Source organism: Pseudomonas triticifolii, from assembly GCF_014358015.1.
Lineage (GTDB): Bacteria > Pseudomonadota > Gammaproteobacteria > Pseudomonadales > Pseudomonadaceae > Aquipseudomonas > Aquipseudomonas triticifolii.
In genome coordinates, this window is record NZ_JACONV010000008.1 from 32,809 (window position 1) to 57,335 (window position 24,527).

Below are 24,527 nucleotides of genomic sequence, written 5' to 3' on the forward strand. Positions count from 1 at the left end.
TTCTCAGGTGAGTGACATGCAAAAAAAAGCATCTCAGGACGTAAGGGCTTTTACCCATATGGCAGATCCGGACGGCGCAGGAATGCCGCTGGACATTGCATGGCTGACAGGCATTATTCCGCTGGGCTTTGTCCCCAGGGAAATCGCCATCAGCCCAGATGAAAAAACGCTCTATGTGCCTCACAAAGACGGTAGAGAAATCAGCGTGGTCGACGTCGAGACCGCGAGCGTGGTGAATTGCATCAAAGGGGTGGGGCCGGGCGAGATCACCCTGAGCCCCGACGGCAAATGGCTCTACAGCGTCGGCAACAAAAAATGCTTTGTGATCAGCACCCTGACCTGCGAAGTGACCAGAGGCATCGCCTCAGGTAACGTGAACAGGATCGTTTGCAGCCTGGGTGGCCGTTTCATCTTCCTGTCGTTCAATTACGCGCCAGGCGGGCTGATTCGCCAGATCGAAACGCAGGACTACAACGTTGTTAACGATTTCGATTTGGGTACGTTATCCAATGCCTCGTGGGTGCTGGGCGTCAGCCCTGAAAACGATCGCTTCTACGCCTCGGCTCTGGTCACAGGAACTGATGCCTCCACGGTGTCTGCCATTGGTACGGTCGATTATCTCCAGCACGACATTCCGGGTTTTACCGAACCGCAATCGCTGGCCGTCAGCTCGGACGGGACTCGGTTGTATGTGGGCGGTATCGATGAGGTGTATGTGGTCGATGCGACCACTTGCAGAATGTTCTATCGGGAAAAGATCGGCTCGCAGGGCTACCCCGTCAAGGTCATCGGCATCACGCCGGATGATCGCTACGTGTACGCGGTTTGCACCTGTAATTTCGACGTGTACAGGATCGATACCCTAAAGGGCACGGTCGCCTGCGTAGCCTTCTTCCCATCCTTGGGTGGCTCAGTGTTGAATGCATCTGGAACCCATCTCTACAGCACGCATACCGACATGAACTGGATCTCCATCTACAAGCTGTAGCGTTATATGCACTGACCTCGCCGCCGCCAGCATTTCGAACCTCTTCATTCAGACAAAGGCCGAATGTTTCTCAGGGCACCGCGCACGGGCCTGAGAAATATTCGGCTCTGCCGTGCGGGTTATTGACCGTGGTTCTTGAACGCCAGCCTCGATTCGTGCAGCAGCGGCTCGGTGTAGCCAGCCGGCTGTTCGCAGCCCTTGAACACCAGGTCGCAGGCGGCCTTGAAAGCTACCGATTGCTTGAAATCTGTGGCCATGGGGCGGTACTGCGAGTCCCCGGCGTTCTGCTTGTCCACCACTTTGGCCATACGCTCCAGCACGCTTTGCACGTACTCCTTGTCGACCACCTTGTGCAGCAGCCAGTTGGCCATGTGCTGACTGGAAATACGCAGCGTGGCGCGATCCTCCATCAGCCCGACATTGTGGATGTCCGGCACCTTGGAACAACCCACGCCTTGTTCGACCCAGCGCACCACATAGCCGAGCAGGCCTTGCGCATTGTTCTCCAGTTCTTCGCGAATCTGCTCCGGGGTCCAGTGCGGTGCAGCGACCACCGGGATGGTCAGCAAATCGTCGAGCAACTGTTCGCTCACGTCGGCCAGGCTGACCTGTTCAAGCGTCTGCTGAACGGCCCGTACATCGACGTGATGATAGTGCAGGGCGTGCAGGGTGGCGGCTGTTGGTGACGGCACCCAGGCCGTGGTGGCGCCGGATTGCGGATGGCCGATTTTCTGCTCCAGCATGTCGGCCATCCGGTCCGGCATTGCCCACATGCCCTTGCCGATCTGTGCGCGTCCGCGCAATCCGCAAGACAGTCCTACCAGCACGTTGCTGCGCTCGTAAGCCTTGATCCAGGGCGTGTTCTTCATCTCGCCCTTGCGCAGCACCGCGCCTGCCTTCATGGCACTGTGAATTTCATCACCGGTGCGGTCCAGAAAACCGGTATTGATGAACGCCACCCGTGCCGAGGCCGCTTCGATGCAAGCCTTGAGGTTGACGCTGGTGCGCCGTTCCTCGTCCATGATGCCCATCTTCACCGTGTGGCGCTCAAGCTTGAGCATGTCCTCTATTCTGCTGAGCAACTGGTCGGCAAAGGCCACTTCGTCCGGGCCGTGCATCTTGGGTTTGACGATGTAAATGCTGCCTGCCCGTGAGTTGCCGCGCCGGGTCAAATCGTGCAGGGCAATCAGGCTGGTCATGACGCCGTCCAGGATTCCTTCGGGAATTTCATGCCCGTCGCGGTCGACAATCGCAGGGTTGGTCATCAGGTGGCCGACATTGCGAATGAACAGCAGTGACCGCCCGCGCAACTTGAGTTCACCGCCCTTGGCCGCTGTGTAGGTGCGGTCGGGATTCAGACGCCGGGTGACAGCCTTGCCGCCTTTGTCGATGGTCTCGACCAGATCACCTTTCATCAGCCCCAACCAGTTGCGATACACCAGCACCTTGTCGTCGGCATCCACGGCGGCAACCGAGTCTTCGCAATCGATGATGGTCGAGAGTGCCGACTCCAGCAGCAGGTCTTTGATCCCCGCCATGTCGCTGCTGCCCACCGGGTGACGCGGGTCGATCTGGATTTCGATGTGCAGGCCGTTGTTCTTCAGCAGAATGGCCTCAGGCTTATCGGGCTCACCCTGAAAACCCACATACTTTTCCGGCTGTTGCAGGGCGGTTCGGGTGCCATCGGCCAGTGTGATGTGCAACTGGCTGTCTTCGATGTGATAGCGACGGGCGTCGATGTGGCTGCCTTTGGCAAGCGGCGCACTGGTGTCGAGCAGTTCGCGGGCAAAGACGATCACCTTGGCACCGCGCAGCGGGTTGTAGCCTGCGCTGATTTCGGCGCCATTGGCGGTGGAGATGGCGTCGGTGCCGTAGAGCGCGTCGTACAGCGAACCCCAGCGGGCATTGGCGGCATTGAGCGCGTAACGCGCGTTGCTGGCGGGAACCACCAGTTGCGGGCCGGCCTGTTCACTGATTTCCAGATCGACATTGGAGGTCGTCGCGCTGACGTGCTCGGGGGCCGTGCGTAGATAGCCGATCGTTTTCAGAAACGCGCGATAGGCGGGCATGTCGCTGATCGGCCCGGGATGCTCTTCATGCCAAGTGTCGAGTTCTGTCTGCAAGCGCTCGCGTTCGGCCAACAACTCGCGGTTGCGCGGGGCCAGTTCATGCACCAGGGCATCGAAGCTGCCCCAGAACGTTTCCGGGTCCAGGCCGGTGCCGGGCAGGACTTCTTCATCGACGAAGCGTTGCAGATTGACGGCCACCTTGAGGTCTTGGCATTTGATGAAGTCGGTCATGGAAAGAGGTCCTTGGTTAAGGTTTTATTCGTGCCACTGCCCTGCGTCGGCACCGAGCCTTGCTGGACAACTGTTTTGCCCAATCGGGAGCGAGGTCCGGGGCACAGAATCTTGAACGGATGTACCGGCCGGTTCGTGAGCACGCTCACCCACGTCGCCCAATGTTGCGCTTTCAGACCCGCGTGTAACGATAATCGCCCACGCACAGGAATGATTGATAACGTCTGTTCAATCCGCGTTCAGCACGGCAACACCTGCCTTGGCGACCTGGGCATCCTGATCGGCCTTGACGCCGGACACGCCTACTGCGCCGATCACCTGGCCATCGACGATTACCGGCACGCCGCCTTCCAGCGAGGTCAGCAGCGGGGCGCTGAGAAACGCCGTGCGGCCACCGTTGACCATCTCTTCGTAGCCTTTGGATTCGCGTCGGCCCAACGCCGAGGTGCGGGCTTTTTCGATGGAGATATAGCTGCTGATCGCTGAGGTGTCGTCCAGGCGCTCGAAGGCCAGCAGGTGGCCGCCGTCATCGACAATCGCAATTGCCACGGCCCAGCCATTGGCCTGGGCCTCGTTGCGGGCGGCGATGAGCATCTGGCTGACTTCGTTCTGGGTCAATACGGCTTTGATCTTCATGGGAGCTCCTGAGAAAAAGTGGGGTAAGAATAGTCAGTGCGTACCGTTCAGCGCCTGGTCGATCAGCTCGATCCAGTGCCGTACCGGTGTTCGGTGGGCGCTTGCCAGGTGGGTCTGGCAGCCGATGTTCGCGGTGGCGATGACCTGCGGTTTGCCGCTCTCTAACGCATTCATCCGGTTGTCGCGCAACTGGCGGGCCAGCACCGGTTGCGTGACTGAATAGGTGCCTGCCGAGCCACAGCATAAATGGCCATCCGGCACAGCCGTCAGGTTGAAGCCTAAACGAGCCAGCACCTTTTCGACTTCACCACCCAGCTTCTGCGCGTGCTGCAATGTGCAGGGGCAATGGAACGCCAGCCGCGTGTCGGTTTTGATGCCCAACGTTTCCAGAGGTTCGTCGCGCAGCACCTCGACCAGATCGCGGGCCTTGGCGCTGACCTGTGCGGCCTTGTCGGCATAGGCCGGATCGTGGCGCAGCAAATGACCGTAATCCTTGACGAACGCCCCACAGCCACTGGCCGTCTGGACAATGCTCTGCGCGCCGCCTTCGATGGCGGGCCACCAGGCGTCGATGTTGCGTCGGGCGCGATCCAGTCCCGCGTCCTGTGCATTGAGGTGATAGTCCACCGCGCCGCAACAGCCTGCTTCGCTGATCGGGGTGACGCTGATGCCCAGCCGGTCCAGCACCCGAGCGGTGGCCGCGTTGGTGTTGGGCGACAGTGCCGGTTGCACGCAGCCTTCGAGCATCAAGACTTGGCGAGCGTGACGCGTGTCCGGTCGAACGCCTGCGCTGTGAATCGCGGAGGGCAGCTTGTCTTTGAGCGTGTCCGGCAGCAGTGGGCGGAAGGTGGTGCCCAAGCGGGTCAGCGTTTTGAACAGGCTTGTATTGGGCACGACGTTGCGCAAGCCTTCGCGCAACAGTCGCTGGCCCAGTGGTCGAGGCACGGCGGCATCGACGACAGCGCGGCCTATGTCCAGCAGGTTGTGATAGTCGACTCCAGAAGGGCACGTGGTCTCGCAGTTGCGGCAGCTCAGGCAGCGGTCCAGGTGCAGTTGGGTTTTTTCGGTGACCTCATTGCCTTCCAGTACCTGCTTGATGAGGTAGATCCTTCCCCGTGGGCCGTCCAGTTCATCGCCCAGCAATTGGTAGGTCGGGCAGGTGGCGTTGCAGAAACCGCAGTGCACGCAGCTGCGCAGAATGCGTTCAGCTTCTTCAGCGCGGGGCAGTTGTCGGGCCTGTTCGCTCAGGGTGGTCTGCATGGTCAGAGCTCCGCGTACAGTCGGCCGGGGTTGAAGATTCCTTGCGGATCGAGCCGGGTCTTGAGTTGATGGTGGTAGCGCATCAAAGGCGCGACCAGTGGCTGGAACGGGCTGTCGTGGTGGCCTGGCGTGTAGCAGGTTGCATGCCCGCCGACCGCCGTTGCCAGGCTGCGAATGGCTTCACCGTCGGCGTCGGATTTCAGCCAGCGCTGGGCCCCGGCCCAGTCGATGAGTTGTTCGCCTGGCAGGTCCAGCACGCTGGTGTCGGCCGGTACGCAGATACGCCAGAGTGGGCGCGGGTCGGCGAAGAATGGCAGGCTTTGTTCATTGAGTGCCCGCCAGTACATCGGGTCCAGTTTTTCGCCGCCCAGCCGGTCATGCGCAGCGGCCACCGAACCTTCGCCACCTTCAAGGCGCAGACGCAATACCCGTCCATCATGACTGGCGGCGCTGATTGGAATGGGCTGCTGGCCCCATTGCGTCAGGCACGCCAGCGCACGGGCGCTGTCCATTTCCAGCGCAATACTGCTGCACAGGCGTGGTCTGGGCAGGACTTTGAGCGAGACTTCGGTCAGTACACCCAGGCAACCCATGCTGCCCGCCATCAAACGCGAGACGTCGTAACCGGCGACGTTCTTCATCACTTCGCCACCGAACCTCAGGTGCTTGCCGTGACCGGTGATCACCCGGGTGCCCAGCACAAAATCACGCACCGACCCGCTCCACGGACGTCGTGGTCCCGATAGACCCGCCGCGACCATGCCGCCCAGCGTGGCATCGCCAAAGGTTGGCGGCTCGCAAGGCAGCATCTGACCCGCATCATCAAGGGTCTGCATCAGCTCGCTCAGCGAGGTGCCGGCGCGGGCGGTGATGACCAGTTCGGTCGGGTCGTAACTGACGATGCCGCAATGACCGCGGGTGTCCAGCACCTGACCTGACACTTCACGGCCGAGAAAGGCTTTGCTGTTGCCGCCCTGAATGCGCAGCGCAGTGGCGTCGTGCAAGGCCTGGTTGACCTGATCAAGGAGCGCGGCGCTGGCGTCTGTGTCTTGTGCAATCATCAGAAACGCTCCAGGTCGGGGAAGGGCAGTTGCCCGGCATGCACGTGCATGCCGCCGAACTCCGCACAGCGGTGCAGCGTCGGGATGTTCTTGCCAGGGTTGAGCAGGCCGCTGGCGTCGAATGCCGCCTTGATGGCATGAAAAAGGGTCAGTTCGTCGCTGTTGAACTGCGCACACATCTGGTTGATTTTTTCCCGGCCCACGCCGTGCTCCCCGGTGATACTGCCGCCAACCTTGACGCACAATTCGAGAATCTTGCCGCCCAGTTCCTCGGCGCGCTCCAGCTCGCCCGGCTGATTGGCATCGAACAGAATCAATGGGTGCATGTTGCCGTCACCGGCGTGAAACACATTGGCGACGCGCAGGCCGTAGTGCTCGGACAGCTCGGTAATGCCCCGCAACACGCCGGGCAGCTCACGGCGCGGAATAGTGCCGTCCATGCAGTAATAGTCCGGCGACAGGCGGCCGACCGCCGGAAAGGCATTCTTGCGACCGGCCCAGAAGCGCACGCGTTCGGCTTCGTCTTTTGCCTGACGCACTTCGGTGGCGCCCGCCTGCGTCAACACCTGGCGCACGCGCTCGCAATCATCGTGAACGTCGGCTTCGACGCCATCCAGTTCGCACAACAGAATCGCTTGTGCCTCCACCGGATAGCCCGCATGGATGAAGTCTTCAGCGGCGCGGATCGCCAGGTTGTCCATCATTTCCAGACCGCCGGGAATAATGCCCGCCGCGATGATATCGCCGACCGCACGCCCGGCTTTCTCCACTGAATCGAACGCCGCCAGCAGCACTTTGGCGACCTGCGGTTTGGGCAGCAGCTTGACCGTCACTTCGGTAATGATGCCGAGCATGCCTTCGGAGCCGGTAAACAGCGCCAGCAGATCAAAACCGGGCGAATCCAGTGCATCGCTGCCCAGCGTCATGTACTCGCCTTCGACGGTCAGGATCTCGACCTTGAGCAGGTTATGCACGGTCAGGCCGTACTTGAGGCAATGCACGCCGCCCGCGTTTTCAGCGACGTTGCCACCAATGGAGCAGGCAATCTGCGAGGAAGGGTCTGGCGCATAGTACAACCCATGAGGTGCCGCAGCCTGGGAAATGGCCAGGTTACGCACGCCAGGCTGAACACGCGCCAGCCGGGCGGCGGGGTTGATCTCCAGGATCCGGTTGAAGCGCGCCATCACCAGCAGCACGCCTTGCTCCAGCGGCAGCGCGCCGCCCGATAACCCGGTGCCAGCGCCGCGCGCGACTACCGGCACGCGCCGCTCATGGCACAGCTTGAGGATCGTCTGCACCTCTTCGATATGGCGCGGCAGCACCACCAGCAACGGCGTGGTGCGGTAGGCGGACAGTCCGTCACACTCGTAAGGCCGCAGCTCTTCGGCGCGGTGCAGGATGTCCAGGTCGGGTAATTGCTGTTCCAGGTCGTGCAGCAATTGTTGCTTGTCGACAACAGGCAGCACGCCGTCGAGGCGTTCGTCGTAAAGAATATTCATCAGGCAACCCAGGATTATTTTTATCGGGCTAGCGGTTGCCTTGCATCATTGGGGGTATGAGTCGTAGTGTCTATGAGGAAAAGGACTGGTCGAACCAGTTCTTGAGCGTTTGTTTTCAGAGTCTGTTTTTTTAATCTTTTAAAATCAAAAGGTTGGTATGCATTTGATCTGGTTGTTTACAGCCAGCTTTTACTGGTCATACCAGTGCGGTTGTCCGCGTTTCATCAGGCAACACGCAATTTACTGACTGAATACAAATGAGTGTAGGCCCGGTGTTCGTCGAGGGGCCATGTTGTTTCGGCCCTGTCCTGCAAAGAAAAAAGTAGCGCTCCAGCGGAGATCTCATGAACAACGAATCCACCCCAAGACCCCCGCAAGTCGCAGACGTGGTCTGCGAGCGGATCGAGCGGCTGATTGTCGACGGTGTGCTGAAGGTCGGCCAGTTGCTGCCGTCCGAGCGACGCCTGACCGAAAAGCTCGGTGTGTCGCGTACCGCATTGCGCGAGGGCCTGAAGCTGCTGCGGGCGCGGGGCATTATCGAGACGCGGCAGGGCAAGGGTTCGTTTGTTGCACAGATGAATGCCGATCAGCACACCTCGCCGCTCATGCACCTGTTCGGTTCGCAGCCGCGCACGCTCTTCGATCTGTTCGAAGTGCGCAGCCTGCTGGAGGGCGAGTCAGCGCGACTGGCGGCGCTGCGTGGTACCGCCGCCGATTTTGTACTGATCACCCGCAGCTACGATGCGCTGGTTGCGGCACAAGGCAGCGAATTGTCGGCCAGTGAGCATGCACGCCTGGATCATGCCTTTCATCTGGCCATTTGCGAGGCCTCGCACAACCCGGTACTGGTGCAGACCCTGCGCTCACTGACCGACCTGTTGCTCAACACGGTCTTTGCCTCGGTCAATAACCTGTATCACCGTGAACCGCAAAAACGTCAGATCGACCGCCAGCACGCCCGTCTGTACAACGCGGTCACCGGTCGTCTGCCGGAACAGGCGCGCAAGGCTGCGCTGGCGCACATTCAGAGCGTCAGCGAGAACCTGCGCGAGATCGAAAACGAAGAGCAGCGCCTGGTGCGCGCCACTTTGCGGCTGGAGGGCTGGACCTGACTCCTGGGCGCAGACGTGTGTTGACAGGCGTGCAGCGATCCCGCAATTTACGCATTACGTAAATCAATTACGATAATCGCCGATAGCGACACTAAAACAATAACAACAGGCAACGCGATGCGCGTTCCAGCAGGCAGCTTCCGTGGACCTATTCACCTACTACCGCTCGACGTCCAGTTACCGCGTACGCATTGCGCTGGCGCTCAAAGGGCTGCAGCCCACTGCGATCCCGGTCAATCTGATTCGCGACGGCGGCGAGCAGCACAAGCCCGACTACCGCGGCGTCAACCCACAGGGCAGAGTGCCTGCGCTCAGGCTCGACGACGGTACGATCATCACCCAGTCGCCTGCCATTATTGAATACCTTGAAGAGCGCTATCCCGATCCGCCCTTGCTGGCGTCGGAACTGGTCCTGCGTGCCCGCCAGCGTGCGGTCGCTGCGACCCTGGCGTGTGACACTCATCCGTTGCACAACGTGTCGGTGCTCAACCGGTTGCGAAGTATGGGGCATGACGAAATGGCCGTTTCAGGCTGGATTGGCTACTGGATCAGTGAGGGCCTCAATGCTGTCGAGCAACTGATCGTCGGCGACTGTTTCTGTTTCGGCGACACACCCAGTGTCGCGGATGTTTATCTGCTGCCCCAGCTGTATGCGGCCCGCCGCTTCAATGTTGATCTGGGCTCACTGCCACGTATTGAGCGGGTGGAACAGCGAGCCTTGCAGCATCCAGCCTTTTTGCAGGCGCACCCGGATGCACAATCGGACAAGCCGGAGTAGGCTGCCTTTATGAGAATTCTTGGACTGCAACTGATTTTCGGTGATTTCCTCGCCCGCAGTGTGCGAGGGATTCCGTGTGCGCCGCCCGCAGGACTGTGACGACTTTTTGCGTTATCCCACTTTCCTGCAAGGAGCCAGACATGGCTGATCTCTACGAAAACCCGATGGGCCTGATGGGCTTTGAATTCATCGAATTCGCATCGCCAACCCCCAATACCCTTGAGCCTGTGTTCGAAATCATGGGTTTCACCAAGGTGGCGACCCACCGCTCCAAGGACGTGACCCTGTATCGCCAGGGCGCGATCAACATCATCCTCAACAACGAACCGCACAGCCTGGCGTCTTACTTTGCGGCAGAGCACGGGCCGTCGGTATGCGGTATGGCGTTCCGCGTCAAAGACGCGCAAAAAGCCTACAACCGCGTGCTTGAACTGGGCGCACAACCACTGGAAATCGCGACCGGGCCTATGGAACTGCGTCTGCCGGCCATCAAGGGTATTGGCGGTGCGCCGCTGTACCTCATCGACCGTTTTGGCGAAGGCACGTCTATCTACGACATCGACTTCAATTTCATTGAGGGCGTGGACCGGCATCCGGTCGGCGCTGGCCTCAAGTTCATCGATCACCTGACCCACAACGTCTATCGCGGTCGTATGGCGTACTGGGCGAACTTCTACGAGAAGCTGTTCAACTTCCGCGAAATTCGCTACTTCGACATCAAGGGCGAATACACCGGTCTGACCTCCAAGGCCATGACCGCGCCCGACGGGATGATTCGTATCCCGCTGAACGAGGAGTCCTCCAAGGGCGCAGGGCAGATCGAAGAGTTTCTGATGCAGTTCAACGGCGAGGGCATCCAGCACGTGGCGTTCTTCACCGACGACCTGATCAAAACCTGGGATGCGCTCAAAGCCATCGGTATGCGCTTCATGACCGCGCCACCAGAGACCTATTACGAGATGCTCCAGGGCCGTCTGCCCGATCATGGCGAGCCTGAAGACGAGCTGAAAACCCGAGGCATTCTGCTCGACGGTTCTTCCGACGGTGGCGAGCGACGTCTGCTGTTGCAGATATTCTCCGAAACCCTGATGGGCCCGGTGTTCTTCGAGTTCATTCAGCGCAAAGGTGATGATGGCTTCGGTGAAGGTAACTTCAAGGCGCTGTTCGAATCCATTGAGCGGGATCAGATCAAGCGCGGTGTACTGACCGCTGACTGAGGATTATCAATGCCCGGTGCTTCAGGCGCCGGGTACGATTTTCAGGCAGGCATCGCACCGCCCATGCGTTCGCTGATGGCGGTCGCCGTTTCCAGCAGGCGTGTGGCCGCGATGCTCTGCACCTGATCAGTCAGGATCGAGCCCGGACCGACAACCGTGATCACGCCGACCAGCTTGTTGCCCATGGCAAACAGCGGGCACGATGCGGCGTTGATGCCTGGCATCAGCAGCCCCTGAATCTGATGCACACCCATCGTGCGGATTTGCTTTAGATGAAGGTCGATTTCCTTCAACTGAGCGGCATTCAGGTGCGGTGCTTCCTGCGCGCGCAGCGGTGCGGTTTCCGGCGTTTTCAGGAAACTCTCGAACACCATGCCCGTGGATGAACTGAGCAGCGGCAGCACCGAGCCGATCTGCGTGACCAGTGTCACCGCACCCATCGACGGCTCGACGTACACCACGGTCGGACCCTTATTGCCCCACACCGCCAGAAAGCAGGTCTGATTCAGCTCGTCGCGCAGGTTCGCCAGCCAAGGTGCAGAGACCTTCAGCACGTCCAGCTTGCCCAGCGAAGCCAGACCGACCTGCAAGGCCTCGCGGCCCAGACCGTAGTGACTGGTCACGGCGTCCTGTTCGGCGAAGCCACTGGCGACCAGCGCTTGCAAATAGCGATGAACCTTGGCGGCAGGCATGCCCAGATGCTCGGCCAGTTTCGACAGCGAAGTGGCAGGCGACAGTTCTGCGAGCGCCTTGAGTACGCTCAGGCCCACTTCAGCGGCCTGGACCTTCTGTTGGCGTCCGTTAGCCGGACGTTCTGTCTCTTGGGTCATGGGATCGCGCGCCGGTCTGGAAAGGCAGCTTTATAGCTTGACCGGCCTGCAAACTCAAATTACGTTATGCGTAATTGATTTACGATTAAAGCAAAACATCCACAGTTGAGTGACCCGATAAGAACAAGAGGTCCAGATGCCTGCACACTTCCCTCACGAGCCGCTGGTCTATCAGACGGGGTTCGGCAATCAGTTCAGCAGTGAAGCGCTGCCCGGTGCATTGCCGGTCGGTCAGAACTCGCCGCAGCAACATCCTTTGGGCCTGTACGCCGAACAGTTGTCAGGCACGGCGTTTACCGTTGCGCGCAGCGAAGCGCGCCGCAGCTGGCTCTACCGGATCAAGCCCTCGGCGGCGCATCCCGCCTATCAGCGCATGACACGGCAGATCACTGGAACCGGGCAGGGACCGATCACGCCCAACCGCTTGCGTTGGAATGCTTTCGATATTCCGGCAGAACCCGCTGACTTCCTTGAGGGCCTGATCTCGCTGGCAAGCACCTCGGCGGCTGATCAGGCCGAGGGCGTCAGCGTCTATGTGTACGCGGCCAACACGTCGATGCAGCGGGCATTCTTCAATGCTGACGGGGAATGGCTAATCGTGCCGCAACAAGGGCGTCTGCGATTGATCACCGAGCTGGGCTTGCTGGACGTCGAGCCGCAGGAAATTGCCGTGCTACCGCGTGGCATGAAGTTCAGCGTGCAATTGCTCGACGCCAACGCGCGTGGTTACGTATGCGAGAACCACGGCTGTGCCCTGCGCCTGCCTGATTTGGGGCCGATTGGCAGTAATGGACTGGCCAACCCGCGAGATTTCATGACGCCGGTGGCCTGGTTCGAGGAGCGTGACGAGCCTGTAGAACTGGTGCAGAAATTCCTCGGTGAACTGTGGGCCACGTCACTGGATCACTCGCCGTTCGACGTGGTCGGCTGGCATGGCAACAATGTGCCGTACAAATACGACCTGCGCCGTTTCAACACCATGGGCACCGTCAGTTTCGATCATCCCGACCCTTCGATCTTCACCGTTCTGACCTCGCCCGGCGCTGTTCATGGTCAGGCCAATGTCGACTTCGTGATCTTTCCTCCGCGCTGGATGGTGGCGGAAAACACCTTTCGGCCGCCCTGGTTCCATCGCAACCTGATGAACGAATTCATGGGGTTGATCGACGGTGCCTACGACGCCAAAGCCGAGGGCTTCATGCCCGGCGGCTCTTCTTTGCATAACTGCATGAGCGCACACGGCCCCGACAACATCACGGCCGAAAAAGCCACGGCTGCCGAGCTCAAACCGCACAAGATCGAAAACACCATGGCGTTCATGTTCGAGACCGGCAAGGTGCTGCGTCCCGGTTGCTACGCGCTGGAGTGTGCGCAATTGCAAACCGATTACGACGCCTGCTGGAACGGCATGGCCAAGACTTTCACCAAGGAACTGCCCTGATGACTACCGCTTCGAACCGCCGCAGCTGGGTGACGTCTGCCAACGGTCACGCTGATTTCCCTCTGCAGAACCTGCCGCTGGGGGTGTTCAGCCACGCAGACTCCGGGCCGCGTGGCGGCGTGGCCATTGGCGATAGCATTCTGGACCTGCAGGCCGTCGTGCAGGCCGGTCTGTTCGACGGCACGGCTGCGGAGGTCGCCGATATTGCCAGTCGCAATCAGCTCAATGACTTCTTCGCCCTCGGCGCGTCGGCGCGGCGAACCCTGCGTGCCGCACTGCTGCAGTTGCTGGATGAGGCTAACCCGCTCGCGCAAGGCTCTGCCGATAAGGTGTTGCTGCCCATGAAGGACTGCCGCATGCACGTGCCTGCCAGGGTGGGCGACTACACCGATTTCTACGTCGGGATTCATCACGCGCTGAACGTCGGCAAGCTGTTTCGTCCCGACAATCCGTTGTTACCCAATTACAAATACGTGCCCATCGCCTATCACGGCCGCGCCTCTACGCTCTGCGTTTCCGGCACCGCGATCAAGCGTCCGAAGGGTCAGACCCTCGCGCCGGGCCAGGACGTTCCGACCTTCGGCCCCTGCAAGCGGCTGGACTACGAGCTGGAAATGGGTGTCTGGATCGGGCCGGGCAACGCCCAGGGTGACGCCATCGATATCGCACACGCCAGCCAGCACATCGCCGGGTTCTGCCTGCTCAATGACTGGTCGGCACGCGACATTCAGGCGTGGGAATACCAGCCGTTGGGGCCATTCCTGTCCAAGAGTTTCGCGACCACGATTTCGGCCTGGGTGGTCACCGCAGAAGCGCTGGAGCCTTTCCGCAGTGCTCAGCCAGCACGTCCGGAAGGTGATCCGCAGCCGTTGCCGTATCTGCTCGATCCTGCAGATCAGCAGAGCGGGGCGCTGGACATCGAACTGGAAGTCCTGCTGCTGACCGAAAAGATGAAGGCCGATGGGGTCAGCCCGCACAGGCTGGCCCTGAGCAATTCTCTGAACATGTACTGGACCGTGGCGCAGATGGTCGCGCACCACAGCGTCAACGGCTGCAAGTTGCAGCCGGGCGACCTGTTGGGCACTGGCACCTTGTCCGGTCCGCAAGCCGGTCAGCTCGGCAGCCTGCTGGAGATGACCGAAGGCGGCAAGCAGGCGGTAATCTTGCCCAATGGGCAGGAGCGACGCTTCCTGGAGCCTGGCGACGAGGTGATTCTGCGTGCGCGCTGTCGTCGTGACGGGCAGGTGTCCATCGGCTTTGGCGAGTGCCGGGGCACAGTGATCGGCTGACGGCGCGACACCCTTGTTCAGCGCTGCGCAAAACCGTCAACCAGAGAGCCCGAGCGGGGCAGAAACTGCCCCCATCGCTCGGCGCTCGCCTGACCGTCTGCATAGCTCGCTCTGCCATTGACCCACACGCAATCAATGCCCTCGGCGGCGCGCTGCGGGTCGTCGAAGTCGGCAATGTCCTTGATTCGCAGCGGGTCGAACAGCACCAGATCCGCCCAATAGCCTTCACGGATCAAACCGCGCTGATACAACCCGAAACGCGCAGCCGAAAGACCGGTCATCTTGTGCACGGCCGTGTGCAGCTCGAACAGCTTCCGGTCGCGACTGAAATGCCCAAGTACCCGTGGAAACGCGCCCCATAGACGTGGATGGGGGAAGGGGTCTTCCGGCAGCCCGTCAGAGCCAATCATGGTCAGCGGATGGCTGAGAATGCGTTCCACGTCCGCTTCATCCATCCCGTAATACACCGCGCCCGCAGGCTGCAGACGACGTGCGGTTTCCAGCAGGGACAGGCTCCAGTCAGCAGCGATGTCTGCAAGGTCGCGCCCACTCTGATCAGGGTGCGACGTGGACCAGGTGATGGTGATGCGAAACGCATCGGTGACCTGTTTGAGATCCAGCGTCGAAGAACTGGCCGCGTAGGGATAGCAGTCACAGCCCACCGGGTGGGTCGCGGCAGCGTTTTCCAGCGCCGCCAGCAACTGCGGACTGCGGCCCCAGTTGCCTGCACCTGCACATTTGAGGTGTGAAATGACCACCGGCACCCCGGCGTGGAGACCAATGCGAAACGCTTCGTCCATGGCTTCCAGCACCGGCTCGAACTCGCTGCGCAGATGCGTGGCATACACCGCGCCGACGCTTGTCAGCTCTTCGGCCAGTTGCAGGACTTCGTCCGTCTCGGCATTGAACGCCGAGGCATACGCCAGTCCGGTGGACAGCCCCAGCGCACCGTCCGCCAGACTGTCCTGCAGTTGCTCACGCATGGCCTGGATTTCGCTCGCGCTGGCGGTACGCAGCAGGTTGTCCATGTGGTTGCTGCGCAGGGCGGTGTGGCCGATCAGCGCTGCGACATTGACCGCAGGCCTTGCCGTTTCGACGGCGGCGCGATAATCGGCAAAACGCGGATAGATAAAATCACTGGCTGAACCCAGCAGATTCATCGGGTCGGGCGGCTCGCCGGCAAGGCTGACGGGCGAGGCGCTGATCCCGCAATTGCCGACGATGACGGTGGTTACGCCCTGACTGATCTTGGGCAGCATGGCGGGTTTGCGAATCACCACGGTGTCGTCGTGGGTGTGAACGTCAATGAAACCTGGCGCCAGAACCCGTCCATTGGCGTTGACCCGTTCCCTGGCAGCGACGTCATGCAGTGCGCCTATTCGCTGGATGCGACCCTCATGAATCAACACGTCGGCGCGATAGCCCGGCGTGTCGCTGCCATCGATCACCCAGGCGTCGCGAATCAGCAGGTCGTACAGCATGTCGGTCTCCAGCGGGGCGTTCGGAGCCGATCAGGGCTCGGTCGGTTTTTCGTACCAGCCCAGGAACAGGTTCAGTGCAGACTCCACGACCTCGTCCTGTTTTTCGGCGCTGAGCAGTTCGGCGTTGAACGTCACCTGCGGCCAGAAGGCGAAGGACTTGAGCAGCGCGTGCATCTGCGTGGCGGCAAAGCCCGGATCGACGGGCTTGAGGCGCCCGTCCTTCTGTGCGGCGCGTATCCAGGCGCTGAAGGTTTCTTCACGCTCGTTGATGCGTGCCAGCCAGACCTGGGCCCGTTCGGGGGAGTGGATGGTTGCCCCGACCACAACCCGTGCAAGGTCCAGAAAACTGCTGTCATTGAGCGTGCGCATCTTGCCCCACAGCAGATCCCGTAACTGTTCACGCAGGCTGATATCGGCGTGATACACCACGTTTGACTGAGGGGGAGAACAGTTCCACAGGCGCTGGAGGATCTCGGCAAAGAGCTCTTCCTTGCTGGGGAAATGGTTGTAGACCGTGCGCTTGGACACTTCGGCGCGTGCGGCGATGCGATCCATGCTGGTGACCTCGAATCCACGGTCACCGAACTCGGCAATGGCTGCCAGGACGATGGCTTCGCGTTTCTGATCGGTGAGGCGCATGGGGGCTGTCATAGGTTCGCTTCAAACGTGCGTTTAGAGAAAAATTACACTCGGCAGTTTACTTGTCGCGGCCGATCATGCAAGCTTAAAACTACACCGTGTAGTGTAAAACACTGTTGCACATTTGATGCGATACATTTGATGCTACGTTGTTGACATCGAACATCCCGCAACGGGATCGCGTAAGAATTGTGCACGGCTGAGCCTCAACCTGTCCCAGGGAGTCAGCAAACCATGGCCACGACACACCAGAAAACGGATGTTTCTTCACTGCCCGTCCTGTCTCGTCACGAGGGGCGTTATCGTAATCATGCGCCCATGAAGCCGTTCAGTCTGGTGCGAACACTGGGTATCTTCTGGGACCAGGCGTTCAACAAACCCAAGGATACGCGTCCGGCTGGCGAGGTGCCTGTGCAGCCGCTGTCGCGCCAGCAACTGCTGGCCGCGCCTGACAACACGGTGTATCGCCTTGGGCACTCGACGGTTTTGCTGAAGTTGCGTAACCGCTTCTGGCTGACCGATCCAGTGTTTGCCGAGCGCGCGTCGCCGGTGCAGTGGGCCGGGCCGCAACGCTTTCATCAGCCGCCCATCAGCCTGGACGACCTGCCGCCCATTACTGCGGTGATCCTCTCGCACAACCATTACGACCACCTGGACCGCATGGCGATCAAGGCATTGATGGCCAGGACCGAGCATTTCATCGCGCCGCTCGGGGTAGGTGACACGCTGATCGAGTGGGGCGTGCCCGCGCATAAAGTGCGTCAACTGGACTGGTGGCAGTCCACTGAGGTCGCAGGCATAACGTTCGTCGCCACACCGTCGCAGCATTTCTCTGGCCGCACGTTGCGCGACAGCAACCAGACGCTGTGGGCGTCCTGGGTGATGATCAATGATCAGCAACGGATTTTCTTCAGCGGCGACAGCGGCTATTTCGATGGTTTCAAGACCATTGGTGAGCAGTACGGTCCCTTCGACCTGACCCTGATGGAAACCGGTGCCTACAACGTCGAGTGGCCGCAGGTGCACATGCAGCCTGAAGAGACGCTGCAGGCGCATCTCGACCTGCGCGGGCGCTGGCTGCTGCCGATCCACAACGGCACGTTCGACCTGTCGATGCACGCCTGGCACGAGCCCTTCGACCGGATTCTGGCGCTGGCCTGGGAGCAGAACGTGACCATTACCACGCCCATGATGGGCCAGCCGTTCTACATGGATTATCCCTGCCGCGGGATGACCTGGTGGATGGGTGTGGATGAGATGACCGCACCGGACATCGAGCATGAACGCCATAGCCCCACCTGTACTTGTCGTCGACAGAATGCATAAGCGGGTTTTTGCAACAGCGTGACCTGATTTCTCGATAGCAGCGCCCAGATTTTGAGTTGCCGCCCACACGCAGCGCCTGCCTAATCATCGCCTCGATTCAGTCAGGAGGTGATATGCAAGGTGTACGCGACTCCACCGTTCCACGTGCCACGTTTCAGGGTGTCTGGTTGATGGTCGGCGTGGTGCTGGTGGCGTTGAACCTGCGCCCTTCAATGGCAGCGATTGGTCCTCTGCTGTCGGCCATCCGCCTGGACGTTGCAATGGGCTTTGCAGCCGCCTCGCTGCTGACCATGCTGCCGGTCATGACCATGGGCCTGGCGATGTTCGTCGGTATGGGGATCGCTCGGCGTATGGGCTCGCATCGCACTGTGATGCTGTCGCTGGCTCTGATCGGCGTCGCCACCCTGGCCCGGCTGTTTCTCGATTCGGCCACTGAACTGATCGCCAGTGCCGTGCTTGCAGGGCTGGGTATCGCGATGATTCAGGCGCTGATGCCCGGTTTGATCAAGTCGCGCTTCACGGCCAATGTCTCGCTGTGCATGGGGCTGTACGTCACCGCAATCATGGGCGGCGCGGCCATTGCCGCGTCCTTCAGCCCGATGATGCTTGCGCACAGTGGCAGCTGGCGTTTCGGGTTGGCGATCTGGGCTGTGCTGGCGTTGCTGGCGCTGTGTTTCTGGATGGCGCAACGCACTGCGTTCAAAGACCTCATGCCTTCCGGGCCATCGCGCAAACCCTCATTTTCTCGCCTGCCACGGGCCTGGACTCTGGGTGTCTTTTTCGGCCTGGGCACCGCGTGCTACACGTGCGTGCTGGCCTGGCTGGCACCGTACTGCCTGGAAAATGGCTGGAGTGAGCAGGACGCCGGTTTGCTGCTGGGCTACCTGACGATGATGGAGGTTGTGTCCGGCCTGCTGACACCAGCGCTGGCCAATCGTAGCCGCGACAAGCGTCTGGTATTGACGCTGCTGTTAAGCCTGATGGCGGTCGGATTCATGGGCCTGATTCTGATGCCACACCATTTCAGCCTGTTGTGGATCGGACTGCTGGGCCTGGGCATCGGGGGTCTTTTCCCCATGAGCCTGATCGTTTCCATGGACCACCACGATGATCCTCAGCAGGCGGGCAGCCTGACGGCGTTCGTGCAAGGCGTGGGCTATCTGATCGCGGGCCTGTCACCTCTATTGGCAGGCGCGATCCGTGACGTGACGGGCAGCTTTTCGGGTGCCTGGTGGTCGTTGATCGGACTGATTGCCGTGATGCTGCTGATGGTGGTGCGCTTCAATCCGCGACATTACGCCGGGCATCTGCGCGGGTCAGCGACGCCCACCTGTATCGCTGACGAGAAGACGGCCTGATTGCGTTTTGATGTTATCTTGTGCGCGCTGGTCCGATCGCAGTGCCTACGAGATCGCTCGATGCTCAACAGTAATGCCCTTAGAAAGCTGGACATGCAGGACCTGATGGTCTTTGTATCGGTCTTCGAGCAGCGCAACCTGACCCTGGTGTCGGAAGCGCTGCACGTCAGCCAGTCCACGGTCAGCTACTGCCTCAAGAAGCTGCGGGCCAATTTCGAGGATGACCTGTTCATCAGCACCCGCAACGGCATGCGTCCCACGCGCAAGGCCATCGCTATGCACAGTCATGTGCAGCAGATCCTGCACAAGGTCAATCTCTGTCATAACGGGCTGAACCTGTTCGACCCGAGCAACGGACAAACCACCTTCAGCGTATGCGCCCCCGAATACTTCGAATTGCTGGTACTGCCGCATCTGCTGCGCGGGTTCATCGCGTCAGGCTTTTCGGTGGCGGTCAACGTGCAAAAGCTCGACAAACATTTGCCGGTCGAGCCGCTCAACGATAGCCGTATCGATCTGGCGCTGTGTTTCGGCCCCGGGTTTCATGGCGTGCCGGACAGTCTGATCTCCCATGTACTGCTTGAGGATGATCTGGTCTGCGTGATGGACAGCCAGCGCGCGCCACTCACAGCGCTGATTGACCTTGAGACTTTTACCACGCGGCCCCACGTGTACCCGACGCCGTGGACGTCCGATACCAATATGGTCGACGGCTGGCTGCAGCGTCAGGGGCTTGAACGCCAGATCGTCGCACGGGCCAATAGCTATCGCGCAGCCTTGCAGTTGCTGGAAGGCACGGATTTCATTCTGGTGCTGCCACGGCGCATTCAGACCCTGCTGGGCAGCGAGCCCTGGGTGGCGGTGTTTGAACTGCCACCGGATTTGCCTGGCTTTACCCTGGACATGGTGTGGAGCGCCCAGGTCGATCAGGATGAAGCCAACGGCTGGTTCCGCGAGCAAGTGGTCAAGGTCTGCGCCGAGCAGGGGCTGCTCTGATCAGGGGTTTTTCTGCGGATCAGGTTCGGCGGGAGCCCTTGGCTGTTCGCCTTCTTCGTTGAGTCGCTTGTGCTTCTCGCCCACCTTGCCAGCGTTTTCCGGCTTGTGATCGAGGTCTTCGCGTTCTGATTCTTTGGGCATGACCAGTCTCCAGATTAATGAACTCTCTGAGTATTGGTCAGCGTGGGACGAACAAGATTCGATTTATCGTCATGACGACCCGGCGGCTGCACTGTGCATCGCCGGGTCGGTGTGGTCAGCTCAGTAAGGTGATCAGGTCCTTGGCCGCCTGGGCGGAGCTGGCAGGGTTCTGCCCCGTGACCAGCTTGCCGTCGGTCAGCACGTGAACGCCCCAGTCATCGGTTTTGGAGTAATCGCCGCCCAGTTCCTTGAGCATGTCTTCGACCAGAAACGGCACGACCTTGGTCAGGCCGACCGCTTCCTCTTCGGTGTTGGTGAAACCGGTGACGCGGCGACCCTTGACCAGCGGCGCGCCATCTTTTCCACGCACTTTGCGCAGCACGCCGGGTGCGTGGCACACCAGTCCGTGCGGCTTGTCGGCCTTGGCGAAGGCTTCGATCAGGGCAATGGATTGCGGATCTTCGGCCAGGTCCCACAGCGGGCCATGGCCGCCTGGGTAGAACACCGCGTCGAAGTCGTCAGCCTTGACGTCAGCCAGACGGCCAGTGGTAGCCAGCGCTTTCTGTGCTGCGGTGTCTTCGCGAAAACGTTGGGTTTCAGCGGTCTGTGCATCCGGCTCGTCGCTCTTGGGATCCAGTGGTGGTTGTCCGCCTGCGGGTGAGACCAGCGTGACATCGGCACCGGCGTCTTTGAATACGTAGTAGGGCGCTGCAAATTCTTCGAGCCAGAAACCGGTTTTCTTGCCGGTATCGCCCAGTTGGTCGTGTGAAGTCAGAACCATCAGGATTTTCATCGTCGCGCTCGTCATTGAGGGATTGAGAGGGTGTAGACAGGCGAAAGCGTCAAGTGTTGTGCGCGTTGAATGAAACAAGGCCGGATTCGACGACAGTACGTCCAATCCGGCCCGGGTGTGTAACAGCGATCTAACCTCGTCAGAGGCGTGCGATTACTCTTTGGTCAGGTCCACCAGCGGTTCTTTGCGCACTTCGGTGTCGCGGCCTGCCTGAATGGTCTTGATCTGGCCCAACACCTTGTCGACGGCACCTTTGTCCGCCAACAGGCTGTAGCTGATCTGGAACTGACGCTGTTCTTTCGGCGCGATGGTCGGTACCAGTTTCAACGGACGCTGGAAGCGGCGGTTGTAGGAGAAGCTGGTGCCAGGCTCAAGACCAGTCACATAGCCCTGGCCCTTGGTGTCGGTATTTTTCCACAGCGAGAACACCGGCAATTGTTGGGTGTTGAAGCCCACCGCCACGCCCAGACTGCCCGCTTTGTTGTGCAGCACGGTGACGGTGTCGCCCTTGGCGTCGCCGTACGGCACGACGTTGTAGACCGTTTCGTCATAGTCAGGGGTCGGCCCGCGGTAGGTCTGCCAGTCGCCCAGATCACCCTTGGCCTTCTCGTTGAACGGCGACACTTGCTTGACCGGTGCTTCGAAGCGCGCGCCCTGTTCGAGGAACGGGGTGCTGAAGTTACTGTGATACAGCGCCTGGTATTCCTTCGGATAGTCGCCGTTATTGGTCAGTGTGTCGTTCAGCGAGAAGCTTGTGCTACCTGGCTCGGTGACCAGTTCGGTCTGCACCGAGAAGTCGACTTTCTTGAACGCCTGTTCCTTGAGCTCGCCTTTGAGGCGAATCGCGTAAGGCGGCTTCTCATCGATATGCAGCGTCACCTTGCTGGCCGGGATGTTGGCGGCGCGACCGTGCAGGGTGAGCAGTTCGCCATTGTCCATGCCTGGATGCCCGACCCACTCATACCCGCAGCGGGTGACCAGCTCATTGAACCCTTCCAGCCAGCCCAGACCCCCTCGGCCGTTAAGCTCGATGAACGCCGGGTTGACCACATCCTTGACCGGTGAATCCCAGCCCATGCGTACATCGCCGACCGAGGCCTGCAGCACGTTCATGCCGCGTGTCGGTACGACCGAGAGTTTCATGGTGCCGTTGTCGATATCGATGATGCTCACGCCTTCCTGGCGACCACCGTGCAGCGTGCGCATCGTGATGGTGAACGGTTTGTCGGTCTTGACGCCCAGTTGCGCGCTGGTGATTTGCTGGTTCTGCGCCGCCTTGTCGGCGTCAAGCAGAACGTAGTCCCAGGCGAAAGTGCTTGAAGCGGCGGCGAGGGCGCTGAGGCCCACCAGCAGGGGAAGGGTTTTCATGATCGATTTGTCCTTGTGAATTATTGGAATTATGGGCGTGCTGGACTGGATTAAACGTTTCAGCAGTCAGCCGAGTCTAGCCAAAGTCGTCGGCGCTGTGGAGCAGAATTTATCCGGATTTACGCTGGGTCCGCCAGAAAGCGCTATATACAGAGGATCCGGCGGTCGCGTTGACGAAGGCGCTGGGGATCGGGCATGCGGTGTTTGGGCCAGCGTGAAGCCTGGGGTTCAGCGCCTGCGTATTCAGTGCTCGCGGCGCATCGCTGATTCGCGTATCTGCTTCCATTCGATCCCGAAGCGGCCAAGGTATTTGCGCAGCCGGTCCGCATCATTGGGGTTCGCCTTGCTCAGGCGCGAAACCCCGAACAACTGGCGTCCGGCGCTCGACAGGCTGTCCGCTCCTTTGCAGACCTCAATCACTGCATTGAGCTGCAGCCGGTCGAAAAGGTCCAGTTCGAGGCTGTCGTCCAGCAATGCTGTCGTCGTTTCGTGCGGCTGGTTCAGGCCCCAGGCATAGCGCAGTCGGTCGATTTCTTCTGCAACCTGATCCTCATCGATGCGGCCGCTGTCTGCCAGTGTGGCCATGCGTGTGATGGAGGCCGACAGCTCACGGAAGTTGCCCAGCCAGACCGCTTCGCCGGAGCAGGCGAACGTGACATAGCGCCTGCGCGCCTGCTGATTGAAACCGACCATGCTGCCCAGTTCCCGCGCATGACGCTCCAGCTCGAAATCGATGTTGGGCTCGATGTCCTCGCGGCGTCCCGCCAGGCCTGGAAGCTCGAAGGTCCAGAGGTTGATCCGCGCATACAGGTCTTCTCGAAACAGACCTTGCAGCACGCGTTCGCGCAAGTCTCGGTGGGTGCCTGCGATGATCACGAAGTCGCTGTCCACTTCCTTGTCCGAGCCCATGGGGAAAAACCGTTTTTCTTCGATGGCCTTGAGCAGCATGGCTTGCTCGTCGGCCCCCAGTTCACCAATTTCATCCAGAAACAGCATGCCGCCATCGGCGGAGCGGAGCAGGCCGTCGCGTGCGTTCTGGGCGCCTGTGAATGCTCCCTTGACGTGACCGAACAGCGCCGACATGGCACCGTCGCCTCGCAGGGTGGCGCAGTTCACTTCCACAAACCGCCCCTGAACCTGATGCCGACTGCGCTTGAGTTCGTGGATTCGTCTTGCCAGAAATGACTTGCCCGCGCCGGTCGGTCCGATCAACAACATGGGAGCTTTCGAGCGCACGGCCACACGCTCGATCTGTTCAATGGAGCGGTTGAAGGCCGGATTGCGCGTGGCGATGCCCGACTTCAGGAACGCCAGACCTTCCAGGCGCTTGCTGGCAAACCGCGATGCGATGCGGTCATAGCGAGACAGGTCCAGGTCGATGAGTGTGTGTTTGCCAGTGGCGGGTTGGTGGGGATCGGTACGTTTTGACGGTGATGTCTGAATCAGGCGGGCAGGCACGTAGCGGGCTTCTGTCAGCAGAAACCAGCAGATCTGGGCGACGTGAGTACCTGTGGTGATATGCACCAGATAATCTTCGCGTTCGGTGTCGAAGGTATAGGCCGTGGTGAAGTCGTGCAGAGCACCATAGACCTCTTCGAAATCCCACGGATTTTTCAGCAGCATGGGGTGCAGGCGTACCTCGGTTTCCGGCGAAATTTGCCGGATATCGTCGGCCACGCGCTGTGCCAGGCTGACGTCTCGGGCGTCAATCCCGTGGATCAGTTCCAGGCGATGAATCAGCACGTCGTCCTGCTGACACAGGCTGACGCTGGGGCGCCAGTGATTCCAGCGGTTAGCACCTTTGCCCACGCGATCAAGGGTCGCGCCGATAAAGCCGATAGCAACCGTGCGTCTGGACGGCATATTTATACCCTGGAATAAAAAGCGATAAAAAATAATAGGTTTTTAACGCGATTCTGTCTCGGGTATTCACGATATTAAGAGCTTGTTGATTTTTTAATCCTTTAAAAACAATGGGTTGATGATAAAGATTCGGATTGCCGGAAAGCTGGCA

21 protein-coding genes are annotated in these 24,527 nt (G+C 60.2%); 9 read left to right on the top strand and 12 right to left on the bottom strand.

Translation table 11 applies throughout. The features are described from left to right. Positions 1-58 precede the first annotated feature (58 nt). A complete protein-coding gene (locus H8S56_RS13160; RefSeq protein WP_187518954.1) occupies positions 59-988 on the top strand; it encodes a beta-propeller fold lactonase family protein in 930 nt (309 codons plus the stop codon). A gap of 119 nt (positions 989-1,107) precedes the next feature. Here the strand turns inward: H8S56_RS13160 and H8S56_RS13165 are convergent, their stop codons facing one another. The 5 genes from H8S56_RS13165 to glcD form a co-directional block, all read right to left on the bottom strand. Next, the gene (locus H8S56_RS13165; RefSeq protein WP_187518881.1) at positions 1,108-3,288 is read right to left on the bottom strand and encodes a malate synthase G; all 2,181 of its coding nucleotides are present in this window, start codon (positions 3,286-3,288) and stop codon (positions 1,108-1,110) included. 228 nt (positions 3,289-3,516) lie between these two features. After that, positions 3,517-3,924 (bottom strand): heme-binding protein, encoded by a 408-nt coding sequence (locus H8S56_RS13170; protein ID WP_024688350.1) that lies wholly within the window; start codon positions 3,922-3,924, stop codon positions 3,517-3,519. Between the two features lie 33 nt (positions 3,925-3,957). After that, the gene (gene glcF / locus H8S56_RS13175) at positions 3,958-5,184 is read right to left on the bottom strand and encodes a glycolate oxidase subunit GlcF (protein WP_187518882.1); all 1,227 of its coding nucleotides are present in this window, start codon (positions 5,182-5,184) and stop codon (positions 3,958-3,960) included. A gap of 2 nt (positions 5,185-5,186) precedes the next feature. Then, on the bottom strand, positions 5,187-6,245 hold the full coding sequence (gene glcE, locus H8S56_RS13180) for a glycolate oxidase subunit GlcE (protein ID WP_187518883.1): 1,059 nt from the start codon (positions 6,243-6,245) through the stop codon (positions 5,187-5,189). Continuing rightward, positions 6,245-7,744 carry a glycolate oxidase subunit GlcD gene (gene glcD, locus H8S56_RS13185; protein WP_024688347.1) on the bottom strand — a complete coding sequence of 500 codons (1,500 nt, stop codon included), beginning with the start codon at positions 7,742-7,744 and terminating at the stop codon, positions 6,245-6,247. The genes glcE and glcD overlap by 1 nt, the downstream gene beginning before the upstream one ends. Before the next feature lie 344 nt (positions 7,745-8,088). On the opposite strand from glcD, the gene glcC reads away from it, so the two are divergent. The 3 genes from glcC (at position 8,089) to hppD (ending at position 10,851) form a co-directional block, all read left to right on the top strand. Next, complete coding sequence (glcC, locus tag H8S56_RS13190; RefSeq protein WP_024688346.1) at positions 8,089-8,856, top strand: transcriptional regulator GlcC; 768 nt, start codon at positions 8,089-8,091, stop codon at positions 8,854-8,856. Between the two features lie 142 nt (positions 8,857-8,998). Next, the gene (gene maiA / locus H8S56_RS13195) at positions 8,999-9,634 is read left to right on the top strand and encodes a maleylacetoacetate isomerase (protein WP_187518884.1); all 636 of its coding nucleotides are present in this window, start codon (positions 8,999-9,001) and stop codon (positions 9,632-9,634) included. A gap of 140 nt (positions 9,635-9,774) precedes the next feature. Beyond that, entirely contained in the window at positions 9,775-10,851 is a 1,077-nt protein-coding gene (gene hppD, locus H8S56_RS13200; protein WP_187518885.1) for a 4-hydroxyphenylpyruvate dioxygenase, read from the top strand. A gap of 41 nt (positions 10,852-10,892) precedes the next feature. On the opposite strand, the gene H8S56_RS13205 is transcribed toward hppD, so the two are convergent. After that, entirely contained in the window at positions 10,893-11,681 is a 789-nt protein-coding gene (locus H8S56_RS13205; protein WP_187518886.1) for an IclR family transcriptional regulator, read from the bottom strand. A 136-nt stretch (positions 11,682-11,817) separates the two neighbouring features. Between H8S56_RS13205 and hmgA the strand changes: the two genes are divergently transcribed. Next, positions 11,818-13,122: a homogentisate 1,2-dioxygenase gene (gene hmgA, locus H8S56_RS13210; RefSeq protein WP_187518887.1), complete on the top strand. Its 1,305-nt coding sequence runs from the start codon at positions 11,818-11,820 to the stop codon at positions 13,120-13,122. Beyond that, a complete protein-coding gene (gene fahA / locus H8S56_RS13215) occupies positions 13,122-14,411 on the top strand; it encodes a fumarylacetoacetase (protein WP_024688341.1) in 1,290 nt (429 codons plus the stop codon). Before hmgA ends, fahA begins: the two co-directional genes overlap by 1 nt. 17 nt (positions 14,412-14,428) lie before the next feature. Here fahA and H8S56_RS13220 read toward each other — a convergent pair whose 3' ends face one another. Further along, the gene (locus tag H8S56_RS13220; RefSeq protein WP_187518888.1) at positions 14,429-15,892 is read right to left on the bottom strand and encodes an N-acyl-D-amino-acid deacylase family protein; all 1,464 of its coding nucleotides are present in this window, start codon (positions 15,890-15,892) and stop codon (positions 14,429-14,431) included. 30 nt (positions 15,893-15,922) lie between these two features. Beyond that, the gene (locus H8S56_RS13225; RefSeq protein ID WP_024688339.1) at positions 15,923-16,543 is read right to left on the bottom strand and encodes a TetR/AcrR family transcriptional regulator; all 621 of its coding nucleotides are present in this window, start codon (positions 16,541-16,543) and stop codon (positions 15,923-15,925) included. Positions 16,544-16,765: 222 nt separating this feature from the next. Between H8S56_RS13225 and H8S56_RS13230 the strand changes: the two genes are divergently transcribed. The 3 genes from H8S56_RS13230 to H8S56_RS13240 all read left to right on the top strand — a co-directional run bounded on the left by H8S56_RS13230 (position 16,766) and on the right by H8S56_RS13240 (position 20,211). Then, positions 16,766-17,857, top strand: coding sequence for an MBL fold metallo-hydrolase (locus H8S56_RS13230; protein WP_187518889.1), 1,092 nt, complete (start codon positions 16,766-16,768; stop codon positions 17,855-17,857). Positions 17,858-17,970: 113 nt separating this feature from the next. Continuing rightward, positions 17,971-19,215, top strand: coding sequence for a cyanate transporter (locus H8S56_RS13235; protein WP_187518890.1), 1,245 nt, complete (start codon positions 17,971-17,973; stop codon positions 19,213-19,215). 60 nt (positions 19,216-19,275) lie between these two features. Beyond that, a complete protein-coding gene (locus tag H8S56_RS13240) occupies positions 19,276-20,211 on the top strand; it encodes a LysR family transcriptional regulator (RefSeq protein ID WP_024688336.1) in 936 nt (311 codons plus the stop codon). On the opposite strand, the gene H8S56_RS13245 is transcribed toward H8S56_RS13240, so the two are convergent. The 4 genes from H8S56_RS13245 to rtcR all read right to left on the bottom strand — a co-directional run bounded on the left by H8S56_RS13245 (position 20,212) and on the right by rtcR (position 24,376). Continuing rightward, positions 20,212-20,352 (bottom strand): hypothetical protein, encoded by a 141-nt coding sequence (locus H8S56_RS13245; RefSeq protein ID WP_187518891.1) that lies wholly within the window; start codon positions 20,350-20,352, stop codon positions 20,212-20,214. A gap of 115 nt (positions 20,353-20,467) precedes the next feature. Further along, a complete protein-coding gene (locus H8S56_RS13250) occupies positions 20,468-21,145 on the bottom strand; it encodes a type 1 glutamine amidotransferase domain-containing protein (protein ID WP_024695575.1) in 678 nt (225 codons plus the stop codon). 153 nt (positions 21,146-21,298) lie between these two features. Then, on the bottom strand, positions 21,299-22,513 hold the full coding sequence (locus tag H8S56_RS13255; RefSeq protein WP_024695576.1) for an aldose 1-epimerase family protein: 1,215 nt from the start codon (positions 22,511-22,513) through the stop codon (positions 21,299-21,301). Between the two features lie 243 nt (positions 22,514-22,756). After that, a complete protein-coding gene (gene rtcR, locus H8S56_RS13260) occupies positions 22,757-24,376 on the bottom strand; it encodes an RNA repair transcriptional activator RtcR (RefSeq protein WP_187518892.1) in 1,620 nt (539 codons plus the stop codon). Between the last annotated feature and the right edge of the window lie 151 nt (positions 24,377-24,527).